Annotated in this window: 22 protein-coding genes; 11 read left to right on the top strand and 11 right to left on the bottom strand. The window is 64.4% G+C overall.

Annotated elements, in window-relative coordinates:
* Nucleotides 1–128 precede the first annotated feature (128 nt).
* Nucleotides 129–1985, top strand: coding sequence for a feruloyl-CoA synthase (locus BRA471DRAFT_RS34625; RefSeq protein WP_007615781.1), 1857 nt, complete (start codon nucleotides 129–131; stop codon nucleotides 1983–1985).
* Nucleotides 1986–2366: 381 nt separating this feature from the next.
* Here the strand turns inward: BRA471DRAFT_RS34625 and BRA471DRAFT_RS34620 are convergent, their stop codons facing one another.
* Nucleotides 2367–2873, bottom strand: a complete 507-nt coding sequence (locus BRA471DRAFT_RS34620; RefSeq protein ID WP_007615779.1) for a MarR family winged helix-turn-helix transcriptional regulator — start codon at nucleotides 2871–2873, stop codon at nucleotides 2367–2369.
* An 83-nt stretch (nucleotides 2874–2956) separates the two neighbouring features.
* Between BRA471DRAFT_RS34620 and BRA471DRAFT_RS34615 the strand changes: the two genes are divergently transcribed.
* Complete coding sequence (locus BRA471DRAFT_RS34615; protein WP_007615777.1) at nucleotides 2957–4177, top strand: cytochrome P450; 1221 nt, start codon at nucleotides 2957–2959, stop codon at nucleotides 4175–4177.
* Nucleotides 4178–4221: 44 nt separating this feature from the next.
* Nucleotides 4222–5433 (top strand): ABC transporter substrate-binding protein, encoded by a 1212-nt coding sequence (locus BRA471DRAFT_RS34610; RefSeq protein ID WP_007615775.1) that lies wholly within the window; start codon nucleotides 4222–4224, stop codon nucleotides 5431–5433.
* 223 nt (nucleotides 5434–5656) lie between these two features.
* On the opposite strand, the gene BRA471DRAFT_RS34605 is transcribed toward BRA471DRAFT_RS34610, so the two are convergent.
* Nucleotides 5657–6919, bottom strand: coding sequence for an NAD(P)/FAD-dependent oxidoreductase (locus tag BRA471DRAFT_RS34605; protein ID WP_007615773.1), 1263 nt, complete (start codon nucleotides 6917–6919; stop codon nucleotides 5657–5659).
* Between the two features lie 306 nt (nucleotides 6920–7225).
* On the opposite strand from BRA471DRAFT_RS34605, the gene BRA471DRAFT_RS34600 reads away from it, so the two are divergent.
* Nucleotides 7226–8398, top strand: coding sequence for an ABC transporter substrate-binding protein (locus BRA471DRAFT_RS34600; RefSeq protein WP_007615771.1), 1173 nt, complete (start codon nucleotides 7226–7228; stop codon nucleotides 8396–8398).
* Between the two features lie 183 nt (nucleotides 8399–8581).
* Here BRA471DRAFT_RS34600 and BRA471DRAFT_RS34595 read toward each other — a convergent pair whose 3' ends face one another.
* The 9 genes from BRA471DRAFT_RS34595 to BRA471DRAFT_RS37735 form a co-directional block, all read right to left on the bottom strand.
* The gene (locus tag BRA471DRAFT_RS34595) at nucleotides 8582–10453 is read right to left on the bottom strand and encodes a bifunctional sugar phosphate isomerase/epimerase/4-hydroxyphenylpyruvate dioxygenase family protein (protein WP_007615769.1); all 1872 of its coding nucleotides are present in this window, start codon (nucleotides 10451–10453) and stop codon (nucleotides 8582–8584) included.
* Nucleotides 10450–11187, bottom strand: coding sequence for an ABC transporter ATP-binding protein (locus BRA471DRAFT_RS34590; RefSeq protein ID WP_007615767.1), 738 nt, complete (start codon nucleotides 11185–11187; stop codon nucleotides 10450–10452). Before BRA471DRAFT_RS34590 ends, BRA471DRAFT_RS34595 begins: the two co-directional genes overlap by 4 nt.
* A 12-nt stretch (nucleotides 11188–11199) precedes the next feature.
* On the bottom strand, nucleotides 11200–11943 hold the full coding sequence (locus BRA471DRAFT_RS34585) for an ABC transporter ATP-binding protein (protein WP_007615764.1): 744 nt from the start codon (nucleotides 11941–11943) through the stop codon (nucleotides 11200–11202).
* Entirely contained in the window at nucleotides 11940–12938 is a 999-nt protein-coding gene (locus tag BRA471DRAFT_RS34580) for a branched-chain amino acid ABC transporter permease (protein ID WP_007615762.1), read from the bottom strand. The genes BRA471DRAFT_RS34585 and BRA471DRAFT_RS34580 overlap by 4 nt, the downstream gene beginning before the upstream one ends.
* Nucleotides 12935–13810, bottom strand: a complete 876-nt coding sequence (locus BRA471DRAFT_RS34575) for a branched-chain amino acid ABC transporter permease (protein WP_007615760.1) — start codon at nucleotides 13808–13810, stop codon at nucleotides 12935–12937. Before BRA471DRAFT_RS34575 ends, BRA471DRAFT_RS34580 begins: the two co-directional genes overlap by 4 nt.
* A gap of 168 nt (nucleotides 13811–13978) precedes the next feature.
* A complete protein-coding gene (locus BRA471DRAFT_RS34570) occupies nucleotides 13979–15109 on the bottom strand; it encodes an ABC transporter substrate-binding protein (protein WP_007615758.1) in 1131 nt (376 codons plus the stop codon).
* A gap of 59 nt (nucleotides 15110–15168) precedes the next feature.
* Nucleotides 15169–16047, bottom strand: a complete 879-nt coding sequence (locus BRA471DRAFT_RS34565; protein WP_007615756.1) for a shikimate dehydrogenase — start codon at nucleotides 16045–16047, stop codon at nucleotides 15169–15171.
* A gap of 143 nt (nucleotides 16048–16190) precedes the next feature.
* Nucleotides 16191–17129 carry a LysR family transcriptional regulator gene (locus BRA471DRAFT_RS34560; RefSeq protein ID WP_035975285.1) on the bottom strand — a complete coding sequence of 313 codons (939 nt, stop codon included), beginning with the start codon at nucleotides 17127–17129 and terminating at the stop codon, nucleotides 16191–16193.
* A gap of 396 nt (nucleotides 17130–17525) precedes the next feature.
* Entirely contained in the window at nucleotides 17526–17702 is a 177-nt protein-coding gene (locus tag BRA471DRAFT_RS37735) for a hypothetical protein (RefSeq protein WP_007615752.1), read from the bottom strand.
* Between the two features lie 166 nt (nucleotides 17703–17868).
* Here BRA471DRAFT_RS37735 and BRA471DRAFT_RS34555 point away from each other — a divergent pair, with 166 nt between their 5' ends.
* From BRA471DRAFT_RS34555 to BRA471DRAFT_RS34525, 7 genes are all read left to right on the top strand, one after another.
* Nucleotides 17869–18597: a LuxR family transcriptional regulator gene (locus tag BRA471DRAFT_RS34555; RefSeq protein ID WP_007615751.1), complete on the top strand. Its 729-nt coding sequence runs from the start codon at nucleotides 17869–17871 to the stop codon at nucleotides 18595–18597.
* A gap of 87 nt (nucleotides 18598–18684) precedes the next feature.
* Nucleotides 18685–19344: an acyl-homoserine-lactone synthase gene (locus BRA471DRAFT_RS34550; RefSeq protein ID WP_007615749.1), complete on the top strand. Its 660-nt coding sequence runs from the start codon at nucleotides 18685–18687 to the stop codon at nucleotides 19342–19344.
* Between the two features lies 1 nt (nucleotide 19345).
* Nucleotides 19346–19564 carry a hypothetical protein gene (locus tag BRA471DRAFT_RS34545; protein WP_007615747.1) on the top strand — a complete coding sequence of 73 codons (219 nt, stop codon included), beginning with the start codon at nucleotides 19346–19348 and terminating at the stop codon, nucleotides 19562–19564.
* A gap of 310 nt (nucleotides 19565–19874) precedes the next feature.
* Nucleotides 19875–20792, top strand: a complete 918-nt coding sequence (locus BRA471DRAFT_RS34540) for a branched-chain amino acid ABC transporter permease (RefSeq protein WP_007615745.1) — start codon at nucleotides 19875–19877, stop codon at nucleotides 20790–20792.
* Nucleotides 20789–21733, top strand: a complete 945-nt coding sequence (locus BRA471DRAFT_RS34535) for a branched-chain amino acid ABC transporter permease (protein WP_007615743.1) — start codon at nucleotides 20789–20791, stop codon at nucleotides 21731–21733. Before BRA471DRAFT_RS34540 ends, BRA471DRAFT_RS34535 begins: the two co-directional genes overlap by 4 nt.
* A complete protein-coding gene (locus tag BRA471DRAFT_RS34530; protein ID WP_007615741.1) occupies nucleotides 21726–22493 on the top strand; it encodes an ABC transporter ATP-binding protein in 768 nt (255 codons plus the stop codon). Before BRA471DRAFT_RS34535 ends, BRA471DRAFT_RS34530 begins: the two co-directional genes overlap by 8 nt.
* The gene (locus BRA471DRAFT_RS34525; protein ID WP_007615739.1) at nucleotides 22486–23214 is read left to right on the top strand and encodes an ABC transporter ATP-binding protein; all 729 of its coding nucleotides are present in this window, start codon (nucleotides 22486–22488) and stop codon (nucleotides 23212–23214) included. The genes BRA471DRAFT_RS34530 and BRA471DRAFT_RS34525 overlap by 8 nt, the downstream gene beginning before the upstream one ends.
* Nucleotides 23215–23244 lie beyond the last annotated feature (30 nt).

The raw sequence follows: 23244 nt of genomic DNA, 5'->3' as shown, positions 1-23244 counted from the left end.
TTGTAGCGTCTTCGCCGCGCCAGCGGAAGATTGTTGTTGACGACAACAATTGGCATGCCCAACATTATGGCCAACGCGGTCCGCGACGAGGCCGCGGCCGATCCCGGCTTCCGGGCGAGGAGGAAACCATGACAGCCGCCCCTCGCGGTGATGCTTCGAGCCTGTTCGCGACACCCAGAACCGTTGCCGAGCATCGCGCCGACGGCAGCATCGTGCTGCGCTCGCCCGAGCCCTTGCGCGATGGCGCGCGTTGCGTCGGCGACTGGCTGGAGCAATGGGCGCGGCAGAGGCCCGATGCGATTTTCCTCGCGGAGCGCGGCAGTGCCGAAGCGCCATGGACCACCGTCACCTATGCGCAGGCGCTGCGCCAGGTGCGCGCGGCAGCGTCCTGGATTCTGGCGCAAGGTCTCAGTCCGGAGCGCCCCCTCGCGATCCTCTCCGACAACAGCATCGATCATGCGCTGCTGGCACTTGCGGCCCAGCATGTCGGCGTGCCCTCGGCAGCGATCTCGCCGGCCTATTCGCTGATGTCAAAGGATTTCGACAAGCTCAAAAGCATGATCGCGCTGCTCAAGCCCGCCGCGATCTATGTCTCCGCGACGAGGCCGTTTGCGGCGGCGCTGGCCGCGATCAAGTCGCTGCATAACGCGCGGATCATCAGCGGCAATGCAGACGATGCCGATGCGCTGGCCTTTCGCACCATCGCGGCAACGCCGGAGAGCCCCGACGTCGCAAAGGCCTTCGCCGCGGTGACGCCCGCGACGATCGCAAAGCTCCTGTTCACTTCGGGCTCGACAGGCACGCCGAAAGCCGTGATCAATACCCAGCGCATGCTGACCTCGAGCCAGCAGGCCAAGGCGCAGACCTGGACGTTTCTCGAGCAGACTGGCCGCGATCTCGTCATTCTCGACTGGCTGCCCTGGAGCCACACGTTCGGCGCCAACCACAATTTCAATCTCGTGCTTCGCAATGGCGGCTCGCTCTATATCGACGGCGGCAAGCCGGCGCCCGGTCTGTTTGCGATGTCACTCGCCAATCTCAGAAGTGTGATGCCGACGGTCTATTTCAACGTGCCGCGCGGCTTCGACATGTTGATTGCGGCGTTGCGCGGCGACGAGGAACTGCGCCGCCGCTTCTTCAGCGGGGTGAAATTCGCGTTCTACGCCGGTGCAGCGCTGCCGCAGAATCTGTGGGACGCGCTCGAAGAGCTTTCCGTCAAGACCGTTGGCCGCGCGATGCCGATGGTCTCGGCGTGGGGCTCGACCGAGACGTCGCCGCTGGCCACCGACTGCCATTTCCTCGCGGAGCGCTCGGGCAATATCGGCGTGCCCATACCGGGCACCGAACTGAAGCTCGTCACCTCCGGCGACAAGCTGGAGGTGCGCGTGCGCGGCCCCAACGTCACGCCGGGCTACTGGAAGGCGCCGGAGCTGACCAGGCAGGCTTTTGACGACGAGGGCTTTTATCTCATCGGTGACGCCGTGAAATTCGCCGATGCGAAGCGGCCCGAGCGCGGCCTGTTCTTCGACGGCCGCGTCGCGGAGGATTTCAAGCTCAATTCCGGCACCTGGGTCAGTGTCGGTACGCTGCGCCTCGCCGGCATCGCCGCGCTGGCGCCGCTCGCGCAGGACATCGTCGTCACCGGCCATGGCGGCGACGAGGTGCGCTTTCTGGTGTTTCCGAACATCGCCGCGTGCCGCGCGCATGCCGGCCTGCCCGAGACGGTCGACGTGAATGCCGTGCTCGCGCATGACGATATCAGAGCCGCGATCGCGCAGGGGCTGGCGAAACTGAAGCAACAGGGCCCCAACTCCTCCGGCCATGCCACGCGCGCCCTGCTGCTTGCCGAGCCGCCGTCGGTGGACGGCGGCGAGATCACCGACAAGGGCTACATCAACCAGCGCGCCGTGCTGATGCGGCGGGCGGATGCCCTGGCGCGGTTGGATGACGATGTCTCGGGTGAGTGGATCGGTTGCGGCAGTTAGCACGTCCACGCCCGCGCTAGCTGCTCTCGCGCCCCGGACGTAGCGCAGCACGCAGTGATGCGCTGCAGGGCCGGGGCCCATCTCGCTTAATACGCGCGGTCGCATGGATCCCGGCTCTGCGCAGCAGCGTTTCACGCTGCAGCGCGTCCGGGACACGAGAGTTGGGCAAGCCTAAATACGCCAGCCAACCTGCCGCATTATGCTGCATGATTCTTTTGTTGCCTCGGCAACTAATTTATGCGAACCGTTCCAGACAAGGATGACGGCGGAAGGAACCGCCGCGTCGGATCGGAGGAAGCAATGCTCGGCAGAGAGGGCGCCGCGGGCGAATGCCGGCGCATGCCTGGAAATGACAGAGGTCGGCGCCCGCTGCGTGGCCCGTCAGGTCTCGGTGCTGCCGGTCACTGCGCCGAGATTCTCGTGCAGGCGGCGCAACAGGTCGATCAGCATCTCGCGCTCGTCCTTGTCCAGACAAGACAACAGGCGCCGTTCGCGCTCGAATGCCGCGACGATCACCTTGTCATGGATGGCGCGGCCCTTCGCCGTCAGCGAGATCGAATGTGTGCGCCCGTCGTTGGGATCGGTGCGGATCGAGATCATCGCCCGCTTTTCCAGGCCGGCCAGCGTCCGGCTCACCGGGCCCTTGTCGAAACCGATGACGTGGCAGATGCGCGAGGCGGGAATGCCGGGCTCGATCGCCAGCAGCGACATGATCCGCCATTCCGTGACGTTGACGCCGAACTGCCGCTGATAGAACGCGGTGGCGCTGTTCGAGAGCTTGTTGGCGATGAAGGTGATGAACGCGGGGACGTAGCGGTCGAGATCGAGGGTCGGTCCCGTCTCGGTGGACACGGGCTTTTGGCGGGCTCTGGTCGAAGACGGCGGCATGTCGGGATTCTGTCTCGCGGCGTGTCTGGAGACCTAAGAGTAAGCGCCGCCCTTTCACAAGATCAAAATGAGGGAGGACTTCAATGAACACTTCCAGCTCCCCGGAAATCAGCGGTTCGTCGGCCGTTCCGCATCTCGACGTCGATCCCTTCGACATGAATTTTTTCGCCGATCCCTATCCCACGCATGAGCTGCTGCGGGAGGCGGGACCTGTCGTCTATCTCGACAAGTGGAACGTCTATGGCGTGGCGCGCTATGCCGAGGTTCATGCCGTGCTGAACGACCCCGGGACGTTCTGCTCCAGCCGCGGCGTCGGCCTCTCCGACTTCAAGAAGGAGACGCCGTGGCGGCCGCCGAGCCTGATCCTCGAAGCCGATCCGCCCGCGCACACCCGCACCCGCGCCGTGCTCTCGAAGGTGCTGTCGCCGACGGTGATGAAGGGGCTCCGCGATCGTTTTGCTGCCGCAGCGGAAGAGCGTGTGGACGCGCTGCTGGAGAAGCGCAGCTTCGATGCCATCACGGATCTCGCCGAGGCCTATCCGCTGTCGATCTTCCCGGATGCGCTCGGGCTGAAGCCGGAGGGCCGCGAACATCTGATCCCCTATGCCAGTGTCGTGTTCAATGCCTTCGGCCCGCCGAACGAGCTGCGCCAGGAAGCGATCGCGCGTTCGGCGCCGCACCAGGCTTACGTCACCGATCAGTGCCAGCGGGACAACCTCACGCCCGGCGGCATCGGCGCCTGCATCCACGCCCATGTCGACGAGGGTGCCATCACCGCCACCGAAGCGCCGCTGCTGGTGCGTTCGCTGCTGTCGGCGGGCCTCGACACCACCGTCAACGGCATCGGTGCAGCGGTCTACTGTCTCGCGCGCTTCCCGGAGCAATGGCAGCGCCTGCGCGACGATTTCACGCTGGCGCGCAACGCTTTCGAGGAGGCCGTTCGTTTTGAAAGCCCGGTGCAGACCTTCTTCCGCACGACAACGCGCGAGGTCGAACTGTCAGGCGCGACCATCGGTGAGGGCGAGAAGGTGTTGATGTTTCTGGCGGCTGCCAATCGCGATCCGCGGCGCTGGGACAGGCCGGACAGCTACGACATCACCCGCCGCACGTCCGGCCATGTTGGTTATGGCTCAGGTATTCACATGTGCGTCGGCCAGCTGGTCGCGCGGCTCGAAGGCGAGACAATGCTCGCGGCGCTGGCCCGCCGGATCGCGAAGATCGAGATCACGGGCGAGCCACAGCGCCGCTTCAACAACACGCTACGCGGGCTCGACAGCCTGCCTGTGAGCATCACGCCGGCCTGACGCTGGCGGCATCGAAAGCAATAAATACGACAGGGGAGGGAACAATGAAGAACTTGAAGTGGACGCTTGCGCTGGCCGCGAGCTTGATTGGCGGCGTGGCAAATGCCGAGATCTCGGACAACGTCGTGCGTGTCGGCGTTCTCAACGACATCTCCGGCATCTTCCAGGACACCAACGGCATGGGCTCGGTCGAGGCCGCGCGCATGGCGGCCGAGGATTTCAACGGCGGCGGCAAGGGCATCAAGGTCGAGATCGTCTATGCCGATCACCAGAACAAGGCCGATGTCGGCAATGCCATCGCGCGCAAATGGCTCGATGTCGAAGGCGTCGACGCTATCGTCGACGTGCCGAATTCGGCCGTCGGTCTCTCCATCAACACGCTGCTGCGCGACAGCCGCATGACGTTCCTGGCGTCGTCCACCGCGAGCTCCGATCTCACCGGCAAGGCCTGCTCGCCCAACACCATCCAATGGGTCAACGACGCTTGGGCGACCGGCAACACCACGGCAGCCGCGATGATGTCGCGCGGCGGCAAGGACTGGTATTTCCTCACGGTCGATTACGCGCTCGGCAAGGGCATCGAGGCGGAAGCCCAGAAATACATCGAGGCGCATGGCGGCAAGGTGTTGGGCTCGAGCAAGCATCCGCTCGGCACGTCCGACTTCGCGTCCTTCCTGTTGCAGGCGCAGGGCTCGAAGGCGCAGGTGATCGGGCTCGCCAATGCCGGCGGCGACACCATCAACGCGGTGAAGCAGGCTGCCGAGTTCGGGATCCAGCAGGGCGGACAGAAGCTCGTCGCCTTCCTGCTCTTCATCAACGACGTCCACGGCATGGGCATCAAGGTCGCGCAAGGGCTTCAGCTCATGGAGGCCTTCTACTGGGACATGAACGACGACACCCGCGCCTTCGCCAAGCGGTTCGCCGCGCGGCCCGGGATGAACGGCAAGATGCCGAGCGGCAACCAGGCCGGGGTCTATGCCTCCACACTCGCCTATCTCAACGCGGTCGCCGCGACCGGCAGCGACAATGCCAAGGACGCCGTGCCCGAGATGAAGAAGTTCAAGGGCAAGGACAAGCTGTTCGGCGACACCGCGATCCGCCAGGACGGCCGCGTCGTGCATCCGATGTATCTGTTCGAGGTGAAGAAGCCGGAGGAGTCGAAATATCCCTACGACTATTACAAGCTGGTCTCGACGATCCCGGCGGACCAGGCGTTTCGACCGCTGGCGCAAGGTGGGTGCCAGTTGGTGAAGTAGGGCTAGAGTTTCAGCGGGCGCTGCTGCTCCCTCTCCCCTTGCGGGAGAGGGTGGCTTCGCGAAAGCGAAGCCAGGTGAGGGGTTCTCTCCTCGCGCACAATCTCACGCGCTGAGACAGACCCCTCATCCGGCGCCATAGCCGATGCGAAGCATCGGCGTTTTCAAGAACGGCGGCCGAAGGCCGCCTATGCCACCTTCTCCCGCAAGGGGAGAAGGAAAAGAACTACACCACCTTGCTCGATCCCTGCGTGATCAGCCGGGCTGCGCGCTGGTCGCGGGCGTAGATCCAGAGCCAGCTCAGCGCGACGCTGAGGCGGTGGCGCAAGCCGATCAGGAAGTAGATGTGGGCGATGCCCCAGATCCACCACGCGATGGTGCCGCGCAGCTTGATGCGGCCGAAGTCGATCACCGCGAGCCGTTTGCCGATCTGGGCGAGGCTGCCGGAGTGCTTGTAGCGGAACGGGCCCGTCGGCTCTTTGCGCAGCCGCGCCTTGATGGTCTCGGCGACGTAACGGCCCTGCTGCTTGGCGGCCGGCGCGATGCCTGGCACGGGCTTGCCGTCCCAGGCGTTGATCAGAACGGTGTCGCCGATCGCAAAGATTTCGGGATGACCGGGGATCGTAAGATCGTTTTCGACCTGCACCCGTCCGGCACGATCGGCCGGGGCGCCCAGCCACTCGGCCGCGGGCGAGGCGCGCACGCCGGCGGCCCAGATTCGTGTCTTGGCTTCGAGCAGCTTGCCGCCGAACACCACGCCCTCGCGATTGATCTCGGTGACGGCCTGTCCGAGCACGACCTCGACGCCGATCTTCTCCAGCGAGGCCTGCGCGTAGGCCGAGAGGTCGTCGGGAAAGCCTGCCAGCACGCGAGGACCCGCCTCGATCAGCACCACGCGCGCCTTGTTGGTGTCGATGTTGCGGAAGTCGGCTGGCAAGGTGTGGTGCGCCATCTCGGCGATTGTCCCCGCGAGCTCCACGCCGGTGGGGCCGGCGCCGACGATGACGAAGGTCAGCCGCGCCGCGCGCTTGGCCGGATCGGTCTCGCGCTCGGCGTGCTCGAACGCCACCAGGATGTGACGCCGCAGCGTCGTCGCGTCCTCCAGGGTCTTCAGGCCGGGCGCGAACTGCTCCCATTCGTCGTGGCCGAAATAGGCGTGCCGCGCGCCGGTGGCGAGCACCAGCGTGTCGTAAGGCACCTCGCTGCCGTCGTCGATCAGCACGCAGCGCCTGTCGGCATCGACGCCGCTGACGGTCGCAAACAGCGTCGTCACATCGCGCCGGTCGCGCATCAGGTGCCGGACCGGCCAGGCGATCTCGCTGGTGGCGAGCGAGGCGGTCGCGACCTGGTAGAGCAGCGGCTGGAACAAATGATGGTTGCGGCGGTCGATCAGCGTGATCTCGACCGGGCTGCCGGCGAGCCGGTAGGTCGTCTCCAGCCCGCCGAAACCGGCTCCGACGATGACGACGCGATGCGGTGTCGTGGTCATGATGCGCCCCTCCAAATCTCGCGGTACTATCCTCATCTAAACGCTGATCAGGCGCGGCGGTCCAATAGCCGTCATCAATCGCTGCATAGGCCAAGGGCATCGAGTGTATCGCTGTCCCGCGAAAAAGCGCCGCAGCCTCCGTCTAAGTAAGTAGAATTATATTTCTTGCTATCGCCGTTCTGGGCGAAATATGGTGCAGGGCGGGCGCTGAGCCATTGGCGGCGCGACAGATTTTGCGTTCAATAGAGATGACCCGGGGCGGCAATCACCCCGCTTGCGGGCATAATAATATGGAGGGGAGTGGTTATGAGAACGGCATTCTGGCTGGCGGGCGCGGCTGCGCTGGTGCTGGCAGGCCCGGCATCCGCCGGCGACACCATCAAGATCGGCTTCGTTTCGACCTTCAGCGGCCCGACCGCCGTGATCGGCAACGACATGCGCAACTCCTTCGAGCTCGCGCTGGATCACATCGGCCGCAAGATGGACGGCAAGCCGGTCGAGGTGATCTACGAGGACGACGGGCAGAAGCCCGACGTCGGCAAGCAGAAGACCGAGAAGCTGGTGCAGTCCGACAAGGTCGACTTCATCGTCGGCTACATCTGGTCGAACGTGCTGCTGGCCTCGCTCAAGACCGCCGTGGATTCGCAGACCTTCCTGATCTCGGCCAATGCCGGTCCGTCGCAGCTCGCGGGCGAGCTCTGCTCGCCCTACGTGTTCTCGACCTCGTGGCAGAACGACCAGACGCCGGCCGCGATGGGTCTCTACATGAACCAGAAGGGCGTCAAGAGCGTGTTCCTGATCGGCCCGAACTACGCCGCCGGCAAGGACATGCTCGCGGGCGTGAAGAGCACGTTCAAGGGCGAGGTCAAGGGCGAGGAATACACGGTCTGGCCGAGCCAGCTCGACTTCTCCGCCGAGCTCTCCAAGGCGCGGGCCTCGGGCGCCGAGTCGATCTTCGTGTTCTATCCGGGTGCAGCCGGCGTGCAGTTCCTCAACCAATATGCGCAGGCCGGGCTGAAGAGCACGATGCCGCTCTACACGGCCTTCACCGTCGACGAGCTGTCGCTGCCGCTGCAAAAGGAGAACGCGCTCGGCGTTCCCGGCGCGCAGGAATGGGTGAATGATCTGCCCAATGAGCAGAACAAGCGCTTCGTCGCCGACTATCGCAAGAAGTACCCCGGGCTGCGCCCGACCTATTACGGCGCGCAAGCCTATGACGCGGCCCAGCTCGTCAACAGCGCCGTGGTCGCGGTGAAGGGCGACACCAGCAAGAAGGAAGCGATGAAGGCCGAGATGGAGAAGGCCAACTTCAAATCGCTGCGCGGCCCCTTCAAGTACGGCAAGAATCACATCCCGGTGCAGAACTTCTACCTCCAGGACGTGGTCAAGGACGGCGAAGGCCAGCTCTCCCTGAAGACGGTCGCCACCATCGTCGAGAACGACCAGGATCGCTTCCACGACAAATGCGCGATGAAGTGAGGGCGGTGTAGCCGCAAGCGTTGCTGCACCTTCTCCCCTTGTGGGAGAAGGTGGCGCGAAGCGCCGGATGAGGGGTTGTTTCCGCAAAGCAAAGTCTATCGAGTTAGCGGAGAGAACCCCTCACCCGTCTCGCCGCTTGCGGCGATCCACCCTCTCCCACAAGGGGAGAGGGAAAAAGAGAGCTTACACCCGCGGCATGCTCGCAGGCCGCACTTCGCGCGCCTGCGCCGCAAGCCGAATCCCGGCATTGGCCGCGCCGAAGCCCTGATAATCCCGTCGCTCCACGATCTCGAAGAAGAACCGCTCGTCGAAGATGTGGGTATAGACCTGGAAGAACTCCCCGTCGCCTTCGCGGTCGTAGAGAATGTGGTTGGCGCGCAGCTGCGTCATCAGCTCGGGTGCGAGGTCGTATTTGGCTTCGATGTCGTCGTAGTAATTATCCGGGATATCCAGGAAATCCGCGCCGCGCTTGCGCATCTCCGCGACCGCCGCGAAAATGTCCCGGCACGTGAATGCGACGTGCTGCACGCCCGAGCCGAAAAATTCCGAGATGAAGCGGGCCGGCAGCGTGCGGTTGGCGGATGAGCCGTTGAGCACGAAGCGCAGGCTCTGGTCGCCGTTGATGACGGCCTGACTCTGCACGAGCCCTCTGGGATCAGCGATCTCCATCTGCGGCAGCCGCTCGAGGTCGAGGATGCCGGTGTAGAACAGCAGCCACGACAGCATCTCGTCATAGGGCATCGATTGCGCGATGTGATCGACGGCCAACAGGGCGTCCGCGCGAGCGTCGCTCGGGACTTGTTCGAAATCCGTGTCCCAGTTCTTGCCGGCCTGATCGAGGAAATACAGCAGGCTGCCGCCAACGCCGTGAATTGCGGGAATCTCGAGCTCGCCCGGTCCGACCGGCTGGTAGAAGGTGTGCGCTTTCAGTGTTTCGGCGCGCTGCATAACGAGGCCGGCATTGTCGACGTCGAGCGCGATGGCGCAGACGCCGGGGCCATGCGTCACGTAGTGCGAATGCGCAAAGCCGTCGGTCTCGGAGTTGACGACGAGCTCGACCTTGCCCTGCGACCAGCGCTCCACCGCCTTGCTGCGATGCTTGCCGGTCTTGCGGAAACCGAGCTGCGCAAGCAGGCGGGCGAGTTCGCCGGCCTTGGTCTCGTTGACGGCAAACTCGATGAATCCCGTGCCTCCACTTTTGGGCTTGGGCGCCAAGGGCTCGCTGACGAGCTTTGGCCAATCCGGTGCAAGCTGGTCCTCCAGCAGGATCAGCGAACGCAGGCCGTCGACCGCGGTCTGCACGGCCGAGCCGGCGCGAAACTGGTCGTTGAAGATCTCCAGCGACAGCGGCCCGGCATAGCCGGTCGCCGCGATCGCCGCCATGAACTCGCCGACCGGCAGATCGCCCTGGCCAGGGAAGGAGCGGAAGTGCCGGCTCCAGGAGAGGATGTCCAGCTCGAGCTTCGGCGCATCCGCAAGCTGGACCAGGAAGATCTTGTCGCCGGGGATCGAGGCCATCGCGCGGACCGGAAAGCCGGGGGCCAGCGCATGAAAGCTGTCGAGAATGATTCCGATCGCGGGGTGATCGGCGCGCCGCACGATTTCCCATGCATCGCGGTAATCGTTGACGTGGCGTCCCCAGGCCAACGCCTCGTAGCCGACGCGCAAAGACCGCTTGGCGGCGCGCTCGCCGAGCTCGCGAAAATCATCCGCGGCGCGGTCGATGCCGCCGAGCGCGGCCGGCGACACGTTGGAGCAGATCAGCAGCAGATCGGTGCCGAGCTCCTGCATCAGATCGAACTTGCGTTCGGCGCGGGCAAAGTTGCGCGAACGCTGCGGCTCCGGCATGCCCTCGAAATCGCGGAACGGCTGAAACGCGCAGATTTCTAGGTCGAGGTCACGGCAGAGCTTTGCGATGTCGCGCGGGCCGGCGCCGAACGACAGCAGATCGTTCTCGAAAATCTCGACCGCGTCGAATCCGGCGGATGCGATGGCGCGGAGCTTTTCGTCGAGAGCGCCAGAGAGAGAGACCGTTGCGATCGAGCGTTTGGTCATGCTGCGTTGTCCTCCATCGCGCCGCCGAGAAACAATTGTCCGATGCGGGGATCATTCAAAATGCGCTTCGCACCGTCGACGATGCGGGTCTGGCCGAGTTCGAGCACGATGCCGATGTCGGAAATCTCCAGCGCCGAGCGTGCGTTCTGCTCGATCATCAGAATGGTGACGCCGCGGTCGCGCAAGCTCTTCAGGATGTCGAAAGTCTGCTGCACCATCAGCGGCGACAGGCCGATCGAGGGCTCGTCGATCAGCACGAGCTTCGGTTCGAGCAGCAGCGAGCGCGCAATTTCGAGCTGCTTCTGCTCGCCGCCGGACAGTGTGGAGGCCTGCTGCGGTGATTTCCGCCGCAGCGCCGGGAACAGGTCGAGCGCAGCCTCGATCCGGCTCTGTAGGTCGATGCCCTTGCCCGCGGAAACGCCGCCAAGCTCGATGTTGTGTCGCACCGACAACTCGGGAAAGATGTTGCGGCCCTGCGGCACGTAGCAGATGCCGGCATTAAGCAGCGCGCGCTGGCTCAAATTGGTGACGTCGCGGCCGGCGAAATTGATCTTGCCCTCGCGCAGCTTGAGCAGGCCGAAGATCGCCTTGAACACGGTCGACTTGCCGGCGCCGTTCGGGCCGATGATGGTGGTGATGGTCGCCTGCGGCACGGCAAAGGTGGTGCCGTTCAGGATCGTCATCTTGCCGTAGCCGCCGACGAGATTGTGAACCGAGAGGATCGGATCGCTCATGGTTGGCTCTCCCTAATGTCCGAGATAGGCTTCGATCACGGCGGGGTTCTTTCGCACCTCGTCCGGTCGTCCCATCGCCAGCACCTTGCCCTCGGCCATCACCATCACGCGCGAGCACAGCGACATCACGAATTCCATGTTGTGCTCGATCACGACGAAGGTGGCGTTCTTCTCGCGGTTGATCGCCACCAGCCGCTCCTTCAGGTCCGTCAACATCGACGGGTTCACGCCGCCGGCGGGCTCGTCGAGCAGCACCAGGCGCGGCCCGCCCATGAAGGCCATTGCGGCGTCGAGCAGTTTTTGCTGGCCGTAGGAAAGTCCGCCGGCCGGCTCGTCGGCGAGATGATCGAGCTTGAAAAAGCCGATCATCTGGTTGGCGGCCTCCGTCAGGCCGGCATCGGAGCGGCCGACCAGGCGCGAGGCCATGCTGCCCTGGTGCTCCTGTCCCGCGAGGATCAGGTTCTCGCGCACCGAGAGTTTTGGGAACACCTGCAGGAGCTGGAAGGTGCGGCTGACCCCGAGCTTGTTGAGCTCGGCGGGTCGCAACCCCGTGACGACCTTGCCGTCGAGCTTGACCTCGCCGCCGCTCGGCGTGAGCTGGCCGAGGATGCAGTTGAACAGGGTCGACTTGCCGCAGCCGTTCGGTCCGATCAGGCCGAGGATCTCGCCCTCGCGGACGTCGAAAGAGACGCCGCCGACGGCGCTGATGCCGCCAAAATTCTTCCTGATGTCGGTGACTTCGAGGACCGCGCTCATTGCACCGTCTCCAGCCGGGACTTTGCGACGGCGCGCTGGGCGGAGGCCGCCTTGGTTCGCCGCTCGGCGAGATAGCGGTCGAGGATTCCCAAAATGCCGGTCGGCGACCAGATCAGCAGCCCCATCACCGCGATCGCGTAGAGCATCAGATAATAGCCCTCGGTGAAGCGCAGCCATTCCGGCAACAGCACGGCGATCATCGCGCCCAGGAACGGACCCAGGAAGAACCCGGCGCCGCCGACGATCACCATCATCAGGAGGTCGAGCGAGAGCGACAGGTTGAACGGCACGGGATCGATATATTGCGTCAGCGGCGCATAGAGCGCGCCGGCGACGCCACCGAGCGCGGAGCCGATCGCGAACGCCATCAGCGTATAGCGTCGCGTGTCGACGCCCAGCGACTGCGCCCGCAGCGGGTTTTCGCGCAGCGCCATGAAGGCGCGGCCCCAGGGCGAGCGGATCAGCCACCACACCGCGAGCGACACGATCGCGAGCGAGCCGAGACAGACATAGTAGAACGGCAGCGGCTTGTTGGTGGCGATGCCGAAGATGTGCGGACGCGGAATGTTGGAGATGCCGTAGATGCCGCCGGTGAGCCAGCTCTCGTTGCGAAATACCAGGAAGGCCAGCGTGGAGAAGGCAAGCGTGACGAAGGCGAGGTAGTGGTGCTGCACCCGCAGCGCGGGATAGCCGAGCACCCAGCCGACCGCGAAGCTCAAGGCGATCGCGACGACGATCGCCGCCGGCAGCGGCCAGCCATGCGTGGTCATGATCGCCGCGGCGTAAGCGCCGATGCCGACGAAGGCGCCCTGCGCCAGCGAGACCTGGCCGGCATAGCCGAGCGTGAGGTTGAGGCCCATTGCGGCGATGGCCATCACCGCCCACTGGCTCAGGATGAACAGGCCATAGCGGTTGAAGTTCATGGGGACGACGATCAGCGCAGCGACGACGGTGAGGCCGAACGCGATCTTGAGAGGTTTGGCGAAGCCGCTCATACGGTGCGCTCCTCGGCGCGGCCGAGCAGGCCCTGCGGCCGGAACAGGATGACGGCGATCAGGAAGATCATAGGCACGGCGGCGCGGTACTGCGTCGAGACATAGGCGGCCGCGAGATTGTCGAGCACGCCGATCAGGAGGCCGCCTGCGATCGCGCCGCGCACCTGGTTGAACCCGCCGACGATCGCGGCGATGAAGGCGGCCTGGCCCAGCACCTCGCCGGACGTGAATTTCGCGAGGTAGATCGGCGTGATCAACAGCGACGCGAGAGCGACCAGGAACGCGTTGATCAGGAAGGTCAGGAGAATCATGCGCTCGACAGGGACGCCGATGATGCGCGCCACCGTCGGGTTCTGCGCCGCCGCCTGCATCTGGTGGCCGAGCGAGGTGCGGTTGAGAAGCGCAGTCAAGCCGAAGACGGCAAGGATGGCGAGGACGAGGACGCCGATGCTTTGCAGCGAGACGGCATGGCCGAGGATAGAGACGTCGCCGGTCGGCACGATCGAGGGGAAGGGTGAGGCTTCGGCGCTGAAGAACTGTTTTACAGCCTCCTTGAGGCCGATCGCGAGCGCCATGGTCGCGATCGCGAGCGGCAGCACGCCGTGGCGCATCATCGGATCCACCAGCAGCATCTTGAAGGCGAGGCCGAGCAGGAGCATCGAGAGCAGGATGCCGAGGATGATCGCGAGCCAGAACGGCGCGCCGGCATGCATCGCCGCGAGCATCAGGAACGCCGGCAGCATCACGAACTCGCCCTGCGCGAAGTTGATGGTCTGCGAGGTCTGCCACAGCAGCGTGAACCCGACCGCGACCAGCGCATAGATCGCGCCGGTGGCAAGTCCAGCGACCAGAAGATCGAACAGATTGGACATTTTCCCCTCTCTCTCTTCTCCCTCTCCCCGCTTGCGGGGAGAGGGTCGGGGTGAGGGGGAGCCTCCGCGAGGTCGCTGAGAGTTGGACTCGTGGAGCTCCCCCTCACCCGGAATTTGCTTGCGCAAATTCCGACCTCTCCCCGCACGCGGGGAGAGGCGAAGAACACCTCACTTCGCCTTCGGCAGCACCTGCTTCACCACTTGCTTGCCTTCGACCACCTCGACCAAGAAGCTCTGGCGGTCGATGTCGCCGGTGTCGCTGAAGGTGACGTCCATCAGGATGCCCGGCTCGTCCGCGGCTTTGATGGTCAGGCCGTGCAGCGTGTCGGCGAACGCCTTGGAGTCCACCTTGCCCATCTTTTCGGTCGTGGCCTTCACCATGTAGACCGCGAGATAGCCTTTCAGCCCGTTATGGTCGGGCACGTAATTGTACTTCTTCGCGAACTTGTCGCGAAACGCCTTGATCAGGTCGACCGGCGCATCGGTGGTGAGGCCGACATGGCCGCGCGCGCCGTTGGCGGCATCGCCCGCGAGCTCGATCACCTTCTGCCCGATCAGCGTGGTCTCGCCCATCAGCGGCGCGGTGACGCCCTGGCGCTTCAGCTCCTTGAGGATGCGTGCGCTCTCTTCCTCGTTCAAATAGACGAACACGGCGTCGGGATTGGCGGCCTTGATCTTGCCGACGTCGGCGGCGAAATCGGCCTGGCCCGCCTCGGTGGAGAGATCGGCGACGACCTTGGAGCCGAGACGGTCGAGCTCCTTGACGACGACATCGCGACCGCCGCGGCCAAAGTCATTGTTGACCCAGACCACCGCGACTGACTTCGCCTTCATGTCGTCGTGAATGTATTTGGCGACCTTCGGCATCGACGATTGCTGGCCGAACGAGGTGCGGAACAGGAATTTGTTTCCGCCTTGCGTCAGCTCGGCGGCTTCGCCGCCCATGATCTGCGCGATGCCGGCCTCGGCCGCCAGCGGCGCGGTCACCTTCACGGAGCCGGAATAGCCGGGTCCGAGCAGCACATAGGGCTCGGCGTCGAGCGCCTTTTGCACCTGCGCGCGCGCGACGCCCGGGTTGGACTGCGAGTCGGCATGAGTGACTTCGAGCTTGCGGCCGAGTACGCCGCCCTTGGCGTTGATCTCCTCGATCGCGAGGTCGATGCCGTTCTTCCAGTTGGTGCCGACGGTGGCGCCGCCGCCGGACAGCTCGGCGACGTCGGCGAGCTTGATCGCCTGGGCGTGGACACTGGTTGCAGTCGCGAAGGCAAGCAGGGCGCCCGCCAGCAAAGTCGATTTCATGGTCTCTCCTCCTGTTAGTTTCGTGATTGTGTCCGCGGCCTTGTGTCCGGCCGCTTGGTTTACGCTGCGTGATAGGCTGAGCTTCGGGCCGCCATCACCTCGTCAAAAGCCTCTCCCATGATCTCGGTCGATGGGGCAAGGCCCGTGAACAGCTCGAAAGCGTCGGCGGCCTGGTAGATCGCAAGCTCCCGGCCGGTCATGATCCGCGCGCCCTTGGCTTGGGCAGCCGCCAGCAGCGGCGTGATGAGCGGCGAATAGACGGCGTCGGCGACCCACAGGCTTTGACGCAGCAGCGTCGGCGCGATCGGCGTTTCCCGGTTCGGCAGCATGCCGACCGGCGTGCCGTTGACGAGGCCCGTTGCGCCGTCGAGCGCGGCCTCGACGCTCGCGGCGACCCTGGCGCCACCCTGCTTGACGAGCAGCGCGGCGAGTTTTTCGGCGCGTGCCGGCTCGCTGTCGAAGATGCGGATGTCGGTCACGTCAAGGCTTGCCAGCGCAAAGGCGATCGCCTTGCCGACGCCGCCGGTGCCGATCACGGCGACCGCGTTTCCAGAGGGTGCCAGCAGCGGCGCGACGGCGCGCGCAAAGCCCGTCGTGTCGGTGTTGTGGCCGATCAGCCGGCCGTTCCTGACAACGACGGTGTTGACCGCCCCCATGGCGGCCGCCCCCGGTGCCAGTTCATCGAGCAGCGGGACCACCGCCTCCTTGTAGGGAAAAGTGACGTTGACGCCGGCAAAGCCGAGCCGCCGCACGCCTTCCAGCATCATGGCGAGCTCGGCCGAGCCGGCGCCGGCCACTTCGATAAGCTGATAATGTCCGCGCAGGCCAAGCCCCTCCGCGGCGCGCTCATGCATGGCAGGGGAGGCGGAATGCGCGATGGGTGCGCCGATCAGGCCGGTCAGGAGCTTTTTGGATGCGGCGGGTCCGCGCTTTGACATGGTTCGCTATCGTCTCGTTGGGAGCGTTTGATCCCGGCCATTAGCGGGGAGATCCGCCCAATTCCAAGGGGCTTCCCCTAGGAACGATAGTCTTTCCTCGGCCTAACACAATTACCCTTTTGTCCTCCAAACCTAACATAATGTTATCTCTGCCGCCCCCGTGGCGGCGCGGCCCTGCCTTTGCCCCGCGACGGCTCGACCGCGCGCATCTCCGCGCGCAGGGACTCGATGAAATACTCGACATGAAGCGACAGCGGCGCGCCGCGCTTCACCGCGATATAGGTGTCGAATCGCGTCGGCTCGGTGATCTTGATCAGCTCGATCCCGGGATAGCCCCCATGGGCCACCGTGAACTGGTCGATGATGGCGATGCCGAGCCCCGCCTTCACCAGCGCGCAGACCGTGGTGCCGAAGCGGGCGCGGATGGTGATGTTGTACGCGAGCCGGTGGCGCGCGAAGATCTCGGCCATGATCCGGCCGTAGGGGTCGTTGGGATCGATGCCGATCAGCGGATAGCGCGTGATCTCGGCGGCGGAGACCTGCTTGCGGCCGGCGAGCTCGTGGCCCGGCGGCACGATGCAATAGAGTTCGCCGGAGGCGAGCGGCAAGAAATCGAGCCCGGAATGTTCGAGCCGGTAGCTCATCGCAACGCACTCGCCGCGGCCGAGCAGGAGATAGTCGATGGCTTCCTCGAGCTTGAGGATGTTGATGTCGATGCCGAGATCCGGATAGCGCCGCCGGACCCGTTCGATCGCGCGCGGCACCATGACTTGCGAAATGCTCGGCACCGAGCCGATGCGCAATTCCGACAATCCGCCGCGTCCGATCTTGGAAATGATCTCGGAGAGGTCGTCGACCTTCTTGTAGACGCCGTTGATCTGCTCGAAGATGTTCTCGGCTTCCGGGGTGGGGAAATAGCGTCCGTTCTGGCGCTGGAAGAAGCGGATGCCGAGCGAGCGCTCGGTGTATTTGACGAGGCGGCTGATGCCCGGCGCCGAAACGTTCAGCAGCTTCGCCGCGCCGCCAATGGTGCCCGTCACCATCACGGCCCGGATCACTTCAACCTGGCGCAGCGTCATCATGTCCTGAACATCCCGAAAGAGGATCGCGGCGGCGATCATCTCACGGGAGGCGTGACATCATCCAGCGGCAAGTGAGCGTTGATGTGCACGGGAGCGGCAAACTACTCTCGTGTCTCGGACACGCCGCAACGCGTTTAGCGTTGCGGTGCAGAGCCGGGGCGAGAAAGCCAAAGGGTAAGTTGCGGCTGCGTGAGCCCGGCTCTGCAGCGTACGGCCGAAGAGACGCTGCGCTGCGTCCGGGGCAAGAGACCGTGGCTGATTCACCAACCTGCTTACAAGGAAAAAGGAAAGCCAACTTCGCTGTGCGCGTGTTTCGACTAAAATCTGCGCGTTCAAATGGCAGGGCGCCGTCGGCGCACGAGCTGTCGCAGCGGCGTCGGTTGCAGCAATTGCGTGCTAACTCGCCGGTCCGTCCGGCGTGGCGCTCTCTGCCGGCTTGCCGCGCTCGCTTTGCAGCACCCCGCGTGCGAACTCGATGATCTTCTGCTTGTTTGCCGTTTCGCGGACGGCGAAAAATACGCGGTTGAGTTCCAGGCCGAGCACGCTGTTGAGGGCGATGTCCTCGTCTTCCATCGTGGTTCCCCGCTTCAGACATTGTAGGTGTATCTTGACGTCACTTCTTCCACAAGTAGATCAAGCCTTCGGGGTCAATGGGATACCGGGAAACTACGGAAACCATGAATTGAGGCAGTGCCCAAAGACGTGCTATATCGCACAGCGAGGGTCAGGAAACGCACCGATGTCCGCCGTGGATTATGGCCGGGAAGCGCTCGACTTCATTGAGGGGCTTGGAGCCTATACCAAGGTTCCGGACGCCATGGATGCGCTTGCGACCGCGTTCGGGCGCTACGGCTTCGAGCACATCATCGTCACCGGCTTGCCGAATCCCGATCAGCGCTTTTCCCAGATGGTGCTCGCCAAGAAGTGGCCGGCGGAGTGGTTCAGCCTCTATACCCAAAAAGGCTACGACCGCGTCGATCCCGTGATCCGCAAATGCCGACAGACGGTGAATCCTTTCGAGTGGTCTGAGGCGCCGTACGATCCGGAGCTGGAGCCGGGCGCTGTGGAGGTGATGCGGCGCGCTGCCGATTTCCGCATGTCGCGCGGCTTCGTCGTGCCGATCCATGGATTGACCGGCTACGAGGCCGGCGTCTCGCTCGGTGGCGTTCACCTCGATCTCAATGCGCGCAGCAAGCCGGCGCTGCACCTGATCGGGATGTACGGCTTCGATCACATTCGCCGCCTCCTCAATCCGGCGCCGCATCGATCGATGCGTCTTACCCCGCGCGAGCGGGAGGTGCTTGCCTGGGCCTCGCAGGGCAAGTCGGCCTGGGAGATCGGCGAGATCCTGCATATCACGCAGCGCACCGCCGAAGAGCATCTTGCAACTGCCGCGCGCAAGCTTGGTGCCGTCAACCGGACGCATGCGGTCGCGATCGCAATCCGCCACAGAATCATCACCCCCTGAAATCCACGCCTACTGGGAAATTTCCCAGTAGTCGGTTTGGCCGTTTTCCGTGAGGATTCCCCATTATTTCGAAAAATGGGGGAATAAATGATTCATGTGATTTCTGCCGTCAACCGGCACCTCTACGAGGACGTTCTCGAGCAACATTTCAGGTTGCGTCACGAGATTTTTGTCGAGGAGCGGAAATGGGAGGCGCTGCGCAAGCCCGATGGCCGCGAGGTCGACGCCTACGACAATGAGGACGCGGTCTACCTGCTGGCTCTCGAAAATCGCCGGGTGCTCGGCGGCTCCCGTCTTTATCCTACCACCAGGCCGACGATGATGAGCGAGGTTTTCCCGCATCTCGCCGCGGTGCGCGGCTGCCCCTCGAACCCGCTGGTATGGGAATGGTCACGCTTCTTCGTTTCGCGCGAGCGCCGCGACGGCGCGTTCAATTGGCAATTGATGGCGGCGGCGCAGGAGTTCTGTCTCGATCAGGGCATCGAGCGTCTCTGTCTTGTCATGGAGACCTGGTGGCTGCCGCGCTTCCACGAGATCGGATTCGTCGTCACGCCGCTGGGATTGCCGGCGCTGGTCGAGAATTCCTGGACGATGGCGGCCACGATCGAGGTCCGTCAAGAGTCGCTCGATGTCGTGTGTGACCGTCTCGGGATGACAAGCGTCGTGCAACAGGACGGCCCGCGTCTGGACGCCGTCGCCCGTGCTAACCTCTGCGGCCTCGCTGCCGCGCAACGAAAGAGCGCCTGAGATGTCGAACATGATGCGGGACAGCCAGATCATGGCGCAGATCAAGGACGAAAATCTCGGCTACATGTCCGACATGGCGCTCGAGCTCGCGCAAATGGCGGAAGACACCGGATTGGCGACGCTCGCCTATCTGTTCCGGATGGCGGCGCTGGAGGCCTCGACGGCCGACAGCGTGCTCGCCGAGCCGGATGACTTTCCCCGGCAGATGACATCGCACTAGGCGTAGCCTTCTCAAAGTTGCGACGAACTCACACCCTCTCTCCGGCAACGGAGGGAGGGTGATCCGCTTTGGGTGCGGCAGGTTGACCCATCCTGCGCGGCAGTCTTCTTGCAAGGCCGATTGCAGGGCCGAGATCGATCGGATGCATCGGCATGCAACAAAGTGCAGGTTGGGTGTCGAATCGCTCTTGCCTCGGAACGATACTGCCATTACCCATTTTTCCGCCTTGTACAGGCAGGGGGAGCTCTTTCACTGATGGCGACCGTGTTCGAACATCGGCGCGAACCTGCGTGCGCCTGAAAGAGTTTTGATGCTGCTCGTCGTCGAACAGTTCTTGAACGGATTGCAGTTCGGCCTGCTGCTGTTCCTGCTCGCCGCCGGCCTGACGCTGGTGTTCGGGATCATGGATCTCGTCAACCTCGCGCACGGCTCGCTCTACATGATGGGCGCCTATTTCGCCGCGACCTTCGCAGCCTGGACCGGCAGCTTCCTGCTCGGCGCGCTGCTGGCGCTCGGCGCAACCCTCGTGCTCGGCATCGTGCTCGAGATGACCGCGCTGCGGCATCTCTACGGACGCGACCATCTCGACCACGTACTCGCGACCTTCGGCCTGATCCTGTTCTTCAACGAAGCCGTGCGGCTGATCTGGGGCCCGGCCGGGCTTGCGCTGCCGCTGCCGGCCTGGCTCACGGTGCCAGTGCCGATCCTGCCGGGCATCCACTATCCCGCTTATCGCCTCGCAATCATCGTCGTGGCGCTGCTGGTTGCGTTGCTGCTCTATCTCGGCGTGATGCGCACCCGCATCGGCATGTTGATCCGCGCCGGCGCCTCCAATCGCGAGATGATCGGCGCGCTCGGCATCAACATCAAGCTGCTCTACACCCTGGTGTTCGGCCTCGGTGCCGCGCTCGCCGGTCTTGCCGGGTTGATGCAGGCGCCGATCCTCACCGTGCAGATCGGCATGGGCGAGAACATCCTGATCCTCGCCTTCGTCATCATCGTGATCGGCGGCATCGGTTCGATCCGCGGCGCGTTCCTGGCCGCGATCTTCGTCGGTATGATCGACACGCTCGGCCGCGCCTTCCTGCCCAATCTGTTGCGGCAGGTGCTGAGCGGCGCCGCGGCCTCCACCGCCGCGCCCGCGCTGTCGTCCATGCTGATCTATCTGCTGATGGCGATCGTGCTGGTGGTGCGGCCGGAGGGGCTGTTTCCGGCCAACCGTCGATGAAGACTTTTACTGTAGCTAAGGCCGTCACGGCCCTGATGCTGGCGGGCCTCGTGCTGCTGCCGCTCTATTCGCAACTCTCAGGCAACATCTTCATCCTGACGCTGTTCACGCGCATCGTCATCCTGGCACTGGCGGCCGCGAGCCTCAACCTCATCATGGGTTTTGGCGGCATGATGAGTTTTGGCCACGCCGCCTATCTCGGCATCGGAGGCTACGCGGTCGGCATGCTGGCGCAGGAAGGCGTGGGAAGCGGCTTCATCCAGTTTCCGGTCGCGCTTGCGGCTTCCGCGACTTACGCCGTCGTGATCGGCGCGCTCTCGCTTCGCACGCGTGGCGTTTACTTCATCATGATCACGCTCGCCTTCGCGCAGATGGCCTATTACGTCGCCTCGGGGCTGGCGCGCTATGGCGGCGATGACGGCCTCACCGTCTACAAGCGCAGCGACTTCTCCGGATTGATCAATCTGTCGAACCGCACGCAGTTCTATTATCTTTGCCTCGCCTGCCTGTTCGGCGTGGTTTTCCTGATCTGGCGCATCGCCAATTCGCGCTTCGGCCTCGTCCTGCAGGGCCTGCGCTCCAACGAGCAGCGCATGCAGGCGATCGGCTTTCCCTCGAAACGCTACCAGCTGGTCTGCTTCGTCATCTCGGGCATGATGTGCGGCCTCGCCGGCGCGCTGCTCGCCAACAACACCGATTTCGTCAGCCCGGCCGCGATGTACTGGACCCGTTCCGGCGACCTCATGGTGATGGTGATCCTCGGGGGCATGGGCACGCTGTTCGGTCCGGTCCTCGGCGCGGTGGTGTATTTGCTGCTGGAAGAGTTCTTGTCGCAGCTCACCGAATACTGGGCGCTGATCATGGGCCCAATGCTGCTGCTGATCGTGCTGTTCGGCCGCGGCGGCATCATGGGCCTGCTCGGGAGGTTCAACCGTGGCTGAACCGCTGCTCCGCGTCGACAGGCTGGTGCGTCGCTTCGGCGGCATCATTGCGACCGACAACGTCTCGCTCGACGTCGCGGCGGGCGAGCTGCACGCCATCATCGGCCCGAACGGCGCCGGCAAGACCACGCTGATCAGCCAGCTCACCGGACATCTGGAGCCGCATTCCGGCAGCGTCTCGCTGGCGGGGCGCGACATCACCTATCTGCCGGCCTATCGCCGCTGCGCGCTGGGCTTGGCACGTTCGTTCCAGATCACCTCGCTGCTGCTCGATTTCACCGCCGCCGACAATGTCGCGCTCGCGGCGCAGGCGCATGCCGGCACCTCGTTCCGGTTCTTCGCCGATGCACGCAAGGAGAAGGGCCTGCGCGATGCCGCGCATGCCGCGCTCGACCGCGTCGGTCTCGCTCATCGTGCCGATGTGCTGGTGTCCAGGCTCAGTCATGGCGAGCGTCGCCAGATCGAGCTGGCGGTTGCGCTGGCAAGCAAGCCGAAGCTTTTGCTGCTCGACGAGCCGATGGCGGGCCTCGGCGTCACCGAGTCCCAGCGCATGGTGCAGCTGCTGCAGGAGCTGCGCAAAGAGGTCTCGATCGTACTGGTCGAGCACGACATGCCGGCGGTGTTTGCGCTCGCCGACCGCATCTCGGTGCTGGTCTACGGCCGCGTCATCGCCTCCGGCGATCCGGCCGCGATCCGGGCGAACGAGGACGTCAAGCGCGCCTATCTCGGCGAGGCGCATGTGGTGACGCACCATGGCTGAAAAAGTGGTGGGTGACACGCTGCTCGAGGTCGACGGCATCGAGACCTGCTACGGCCTGTCCCAGGTGCTGTTCGGCTTGTCGCTGTCGGTCAAATCAGGCGAGATGGTCTCGCTGATGGGCCGCAACGGCATGGGCAAGACCACGACCATCCGCTCCATCATGGGCCTGACGCCGGCGCGTGCAGGCAGCATCCGCTTTGCGGGCTCGGAAGTTCGGACGCAACCATCCTACAGGATTGCGCAACTCGGTGTCGGCCTCGTCCCCGAGGGGCGGCAGATCTTCCCGAACCTCACCGTGCGCGAGAACCTTGTCGCGGCCGCCGCCGATCGTTTCGACAGCCGCAATCCCTGGACGCTGGCGGCGATCTACGTGATGTTTCCGCGTCTCGCCGAGCGCGCCTCCAACATGGGCAACCAGCTCTCCGGCGGTGAGCAGCAAATGCTCGCCATCGGCCGCGCGCTGATGACCAACCCGAAGCTCCTCATCCTGGATGAAGCGACCGAAGGCCTGGCGCCCCTGATCCGCGAAGAGATCTGGAGCTGCCTGTCGCTGCTCAAGAGCCGGGGACAATCGATCCTGGTCGTCGACAAGAACGTCGACCACCTTGCCCGCATCTGCGACCGCCACACCATCATCGAGCGCGGCAAGACGGTGTGGAGCGGCACCTCGGACGAGCTGTTGGCTGAGCCGGATCTGCAGCACAAATATCTGGGAATTTGAGGCTGGGCGGTGAGGTGAGGTACGCCGTGG

Source organism: Bradyrhizobium sp. WSM471, assembly GCF_000244915.1.
In the GTDB taxonomy this organism is placed as follows: Bacteria; Pseudomonadota; Alphaproteobacteria; order Rhizobiales; family Xanthobacteraceae; genus Bradyrhizobium.
This window is presented reverse-complemented; position numbering and strand designations above follow the sequence as displayed.

Bases quoted from the DNA above. Each gene is read 5' to 3' on its own strand.
- BRA471DRAFT_RS34555 (WP_007615751.1), top strand. From the start codon at position 17,869: ATGTCCGCCGTGGATTATGGCCGGGAAGCGCTCGACTTCATTGAGGGG.
- BRA471DRAFT_RS34610 (WP_007615775.1), top strand. From the start codon at position 4,222: ATGAAGAACTTGAAGTGGACGCTTGCGCTGGCCGCGAGCTTGATTGGC.
- BRA471DRAFT_RS34525 (WP_007615739.1), top strand. From the start codon at position 22,486: ATGGCTGAAAAAGTGGTGGGTGACACGCTGCTCGAGGTCGACGGCATC.
- BRA471DRAFT_RS34600 (WP_007615771.1), top strand. From the start codon at position 7,226: ATGAGAACGGCATTCTGGCTGGCGGGCGCGGCTGCGCTGGTGCTGGCA.
- BRA471DRAFT_RS34615 (WP_007615777.1), top strand. From the start codon at position 2,957: ATGAACACTTCCAGCTCCCCGGAAATCAGCGGTTCGTCGGCCGTTCCG.
- BRA471DRAFT_RS34575 (WP_007615760.1), bottom strand. From the start codon at position 13,810: ATGTCCAATCTGTTCGATCTTCTGGTCGCTGGACTTGCCACCGGCGCG.
- BRA471DRAFT_RS34535 (WP_007615743.1), top strand. From the start codon at position 20,789: ATGAAGACTTTTACTGTAGCTAAGGCCGTCACGGCCCTGATGCTGGCG.
- BRA471DRAFT_RS34625 (WP_007615781.1), top strand. From the start codon at position 129: ATGACAGCCGCCCCTCGCGGTGATGCTTCGAGCCTGTTCGCGACACCC.
- BRA471DRAFT_RS34540 (WP_007615745.1), top strand. From the start codon at position 19,875: ATGCTGCTCGTCGTCGAACAGTTCTTGAACGGATTGCAGTTCGGCCTG.
- BRA471DRAFT_RS34585 (WP_007615764.1), bottom strand. From the start codon at position 11,943: ATGAGCGCGGTCCTCGAAGTCACCGACATCAGGAAGAATTTTGGCGGC.
- BRA471DRAFT_RS34550 (WP_007615749.1), top strand. From the start codon at position 18,685: ATGATTCATGTGATTTCTGCCGTCAACCGGCACCTCTACGAGGACGTT.
- BRA471DRAFT_RS34560 (WP_035975285.1), bottom strand. From the start codon at position 17,129: ATGATGACGCTGCGCCAGGTTGAAGTGATCCGGGCCGTGATGGTGACG.
- BRA471DRAFT_RS34595 (WP_007615769.1), bottom strand. From the start codon at position 10,453: ATGACCAAACGCTCGATCGCAACGGTCTCTCTCTCTGGCGCTCTCGAC.
- BRA471DRAFT_RS34570 (WP_007615758.1), bottom strand. From the start codon at position 15,109: ATGAAATCGACTTTGCTGGCGGGCGCCCTGCTTGCCTTCGCGACTGCA.
- BRA471DRAFT_RS34580 (WP_007615762.1), bottom strand. From the start codon at position 12,938: ATGAGCGGCTTCGCCAAACCTCTCAAGATCGCGTTCGGCCTCACCGTC.
- BRA471DRAFT_RS34590 (WP_007615767.1), bottom strand. From the start codon at position 11,187: ATGAGCGATCCGATCCTCTCGGTTCACAATCTCGTCGGCGGCTACGGC.
- BRA471DRAFT_RS37735 (WP_007615752.1), bottom strand. From the start codon at position 17,702: ATGGAAGACGAGGACATCGCCCTCAACAGCGTGCTCGGCCTGGAACTC.
- BRA471DRAFT_RS34565 (WP_007615756.1), bottom strand. From the start codon at position 16,047: ATGTCAAAGCGCGGACCCGCCGCATCCAAAAAGCTCCTGACCGGCCTG.
- BRA471DRAFT_RS34620 (WP_007615779.1), bottom strand. From the start codon at position 2,873: ATGCCGCCGTCTTCGACCAGAGCCCGCCAAAAGCCCGTGTCCACCGAG.
- BRA471DRAFT_RS34545 (WP_007615747.1), top strand. From the start codon at position 19,346: ATGTCGAACATGATGCGGGACAGCCAGATCATGGCGCAGATCAAGGAC.
- BRA471DRAFT_RS34605 (WP_007615773.1), bottom strand. From the start codon at position 6,919: ATGACCACGACACCGCATCGCGTCGTCATCGTCGGAGCCGGTTTCGGC.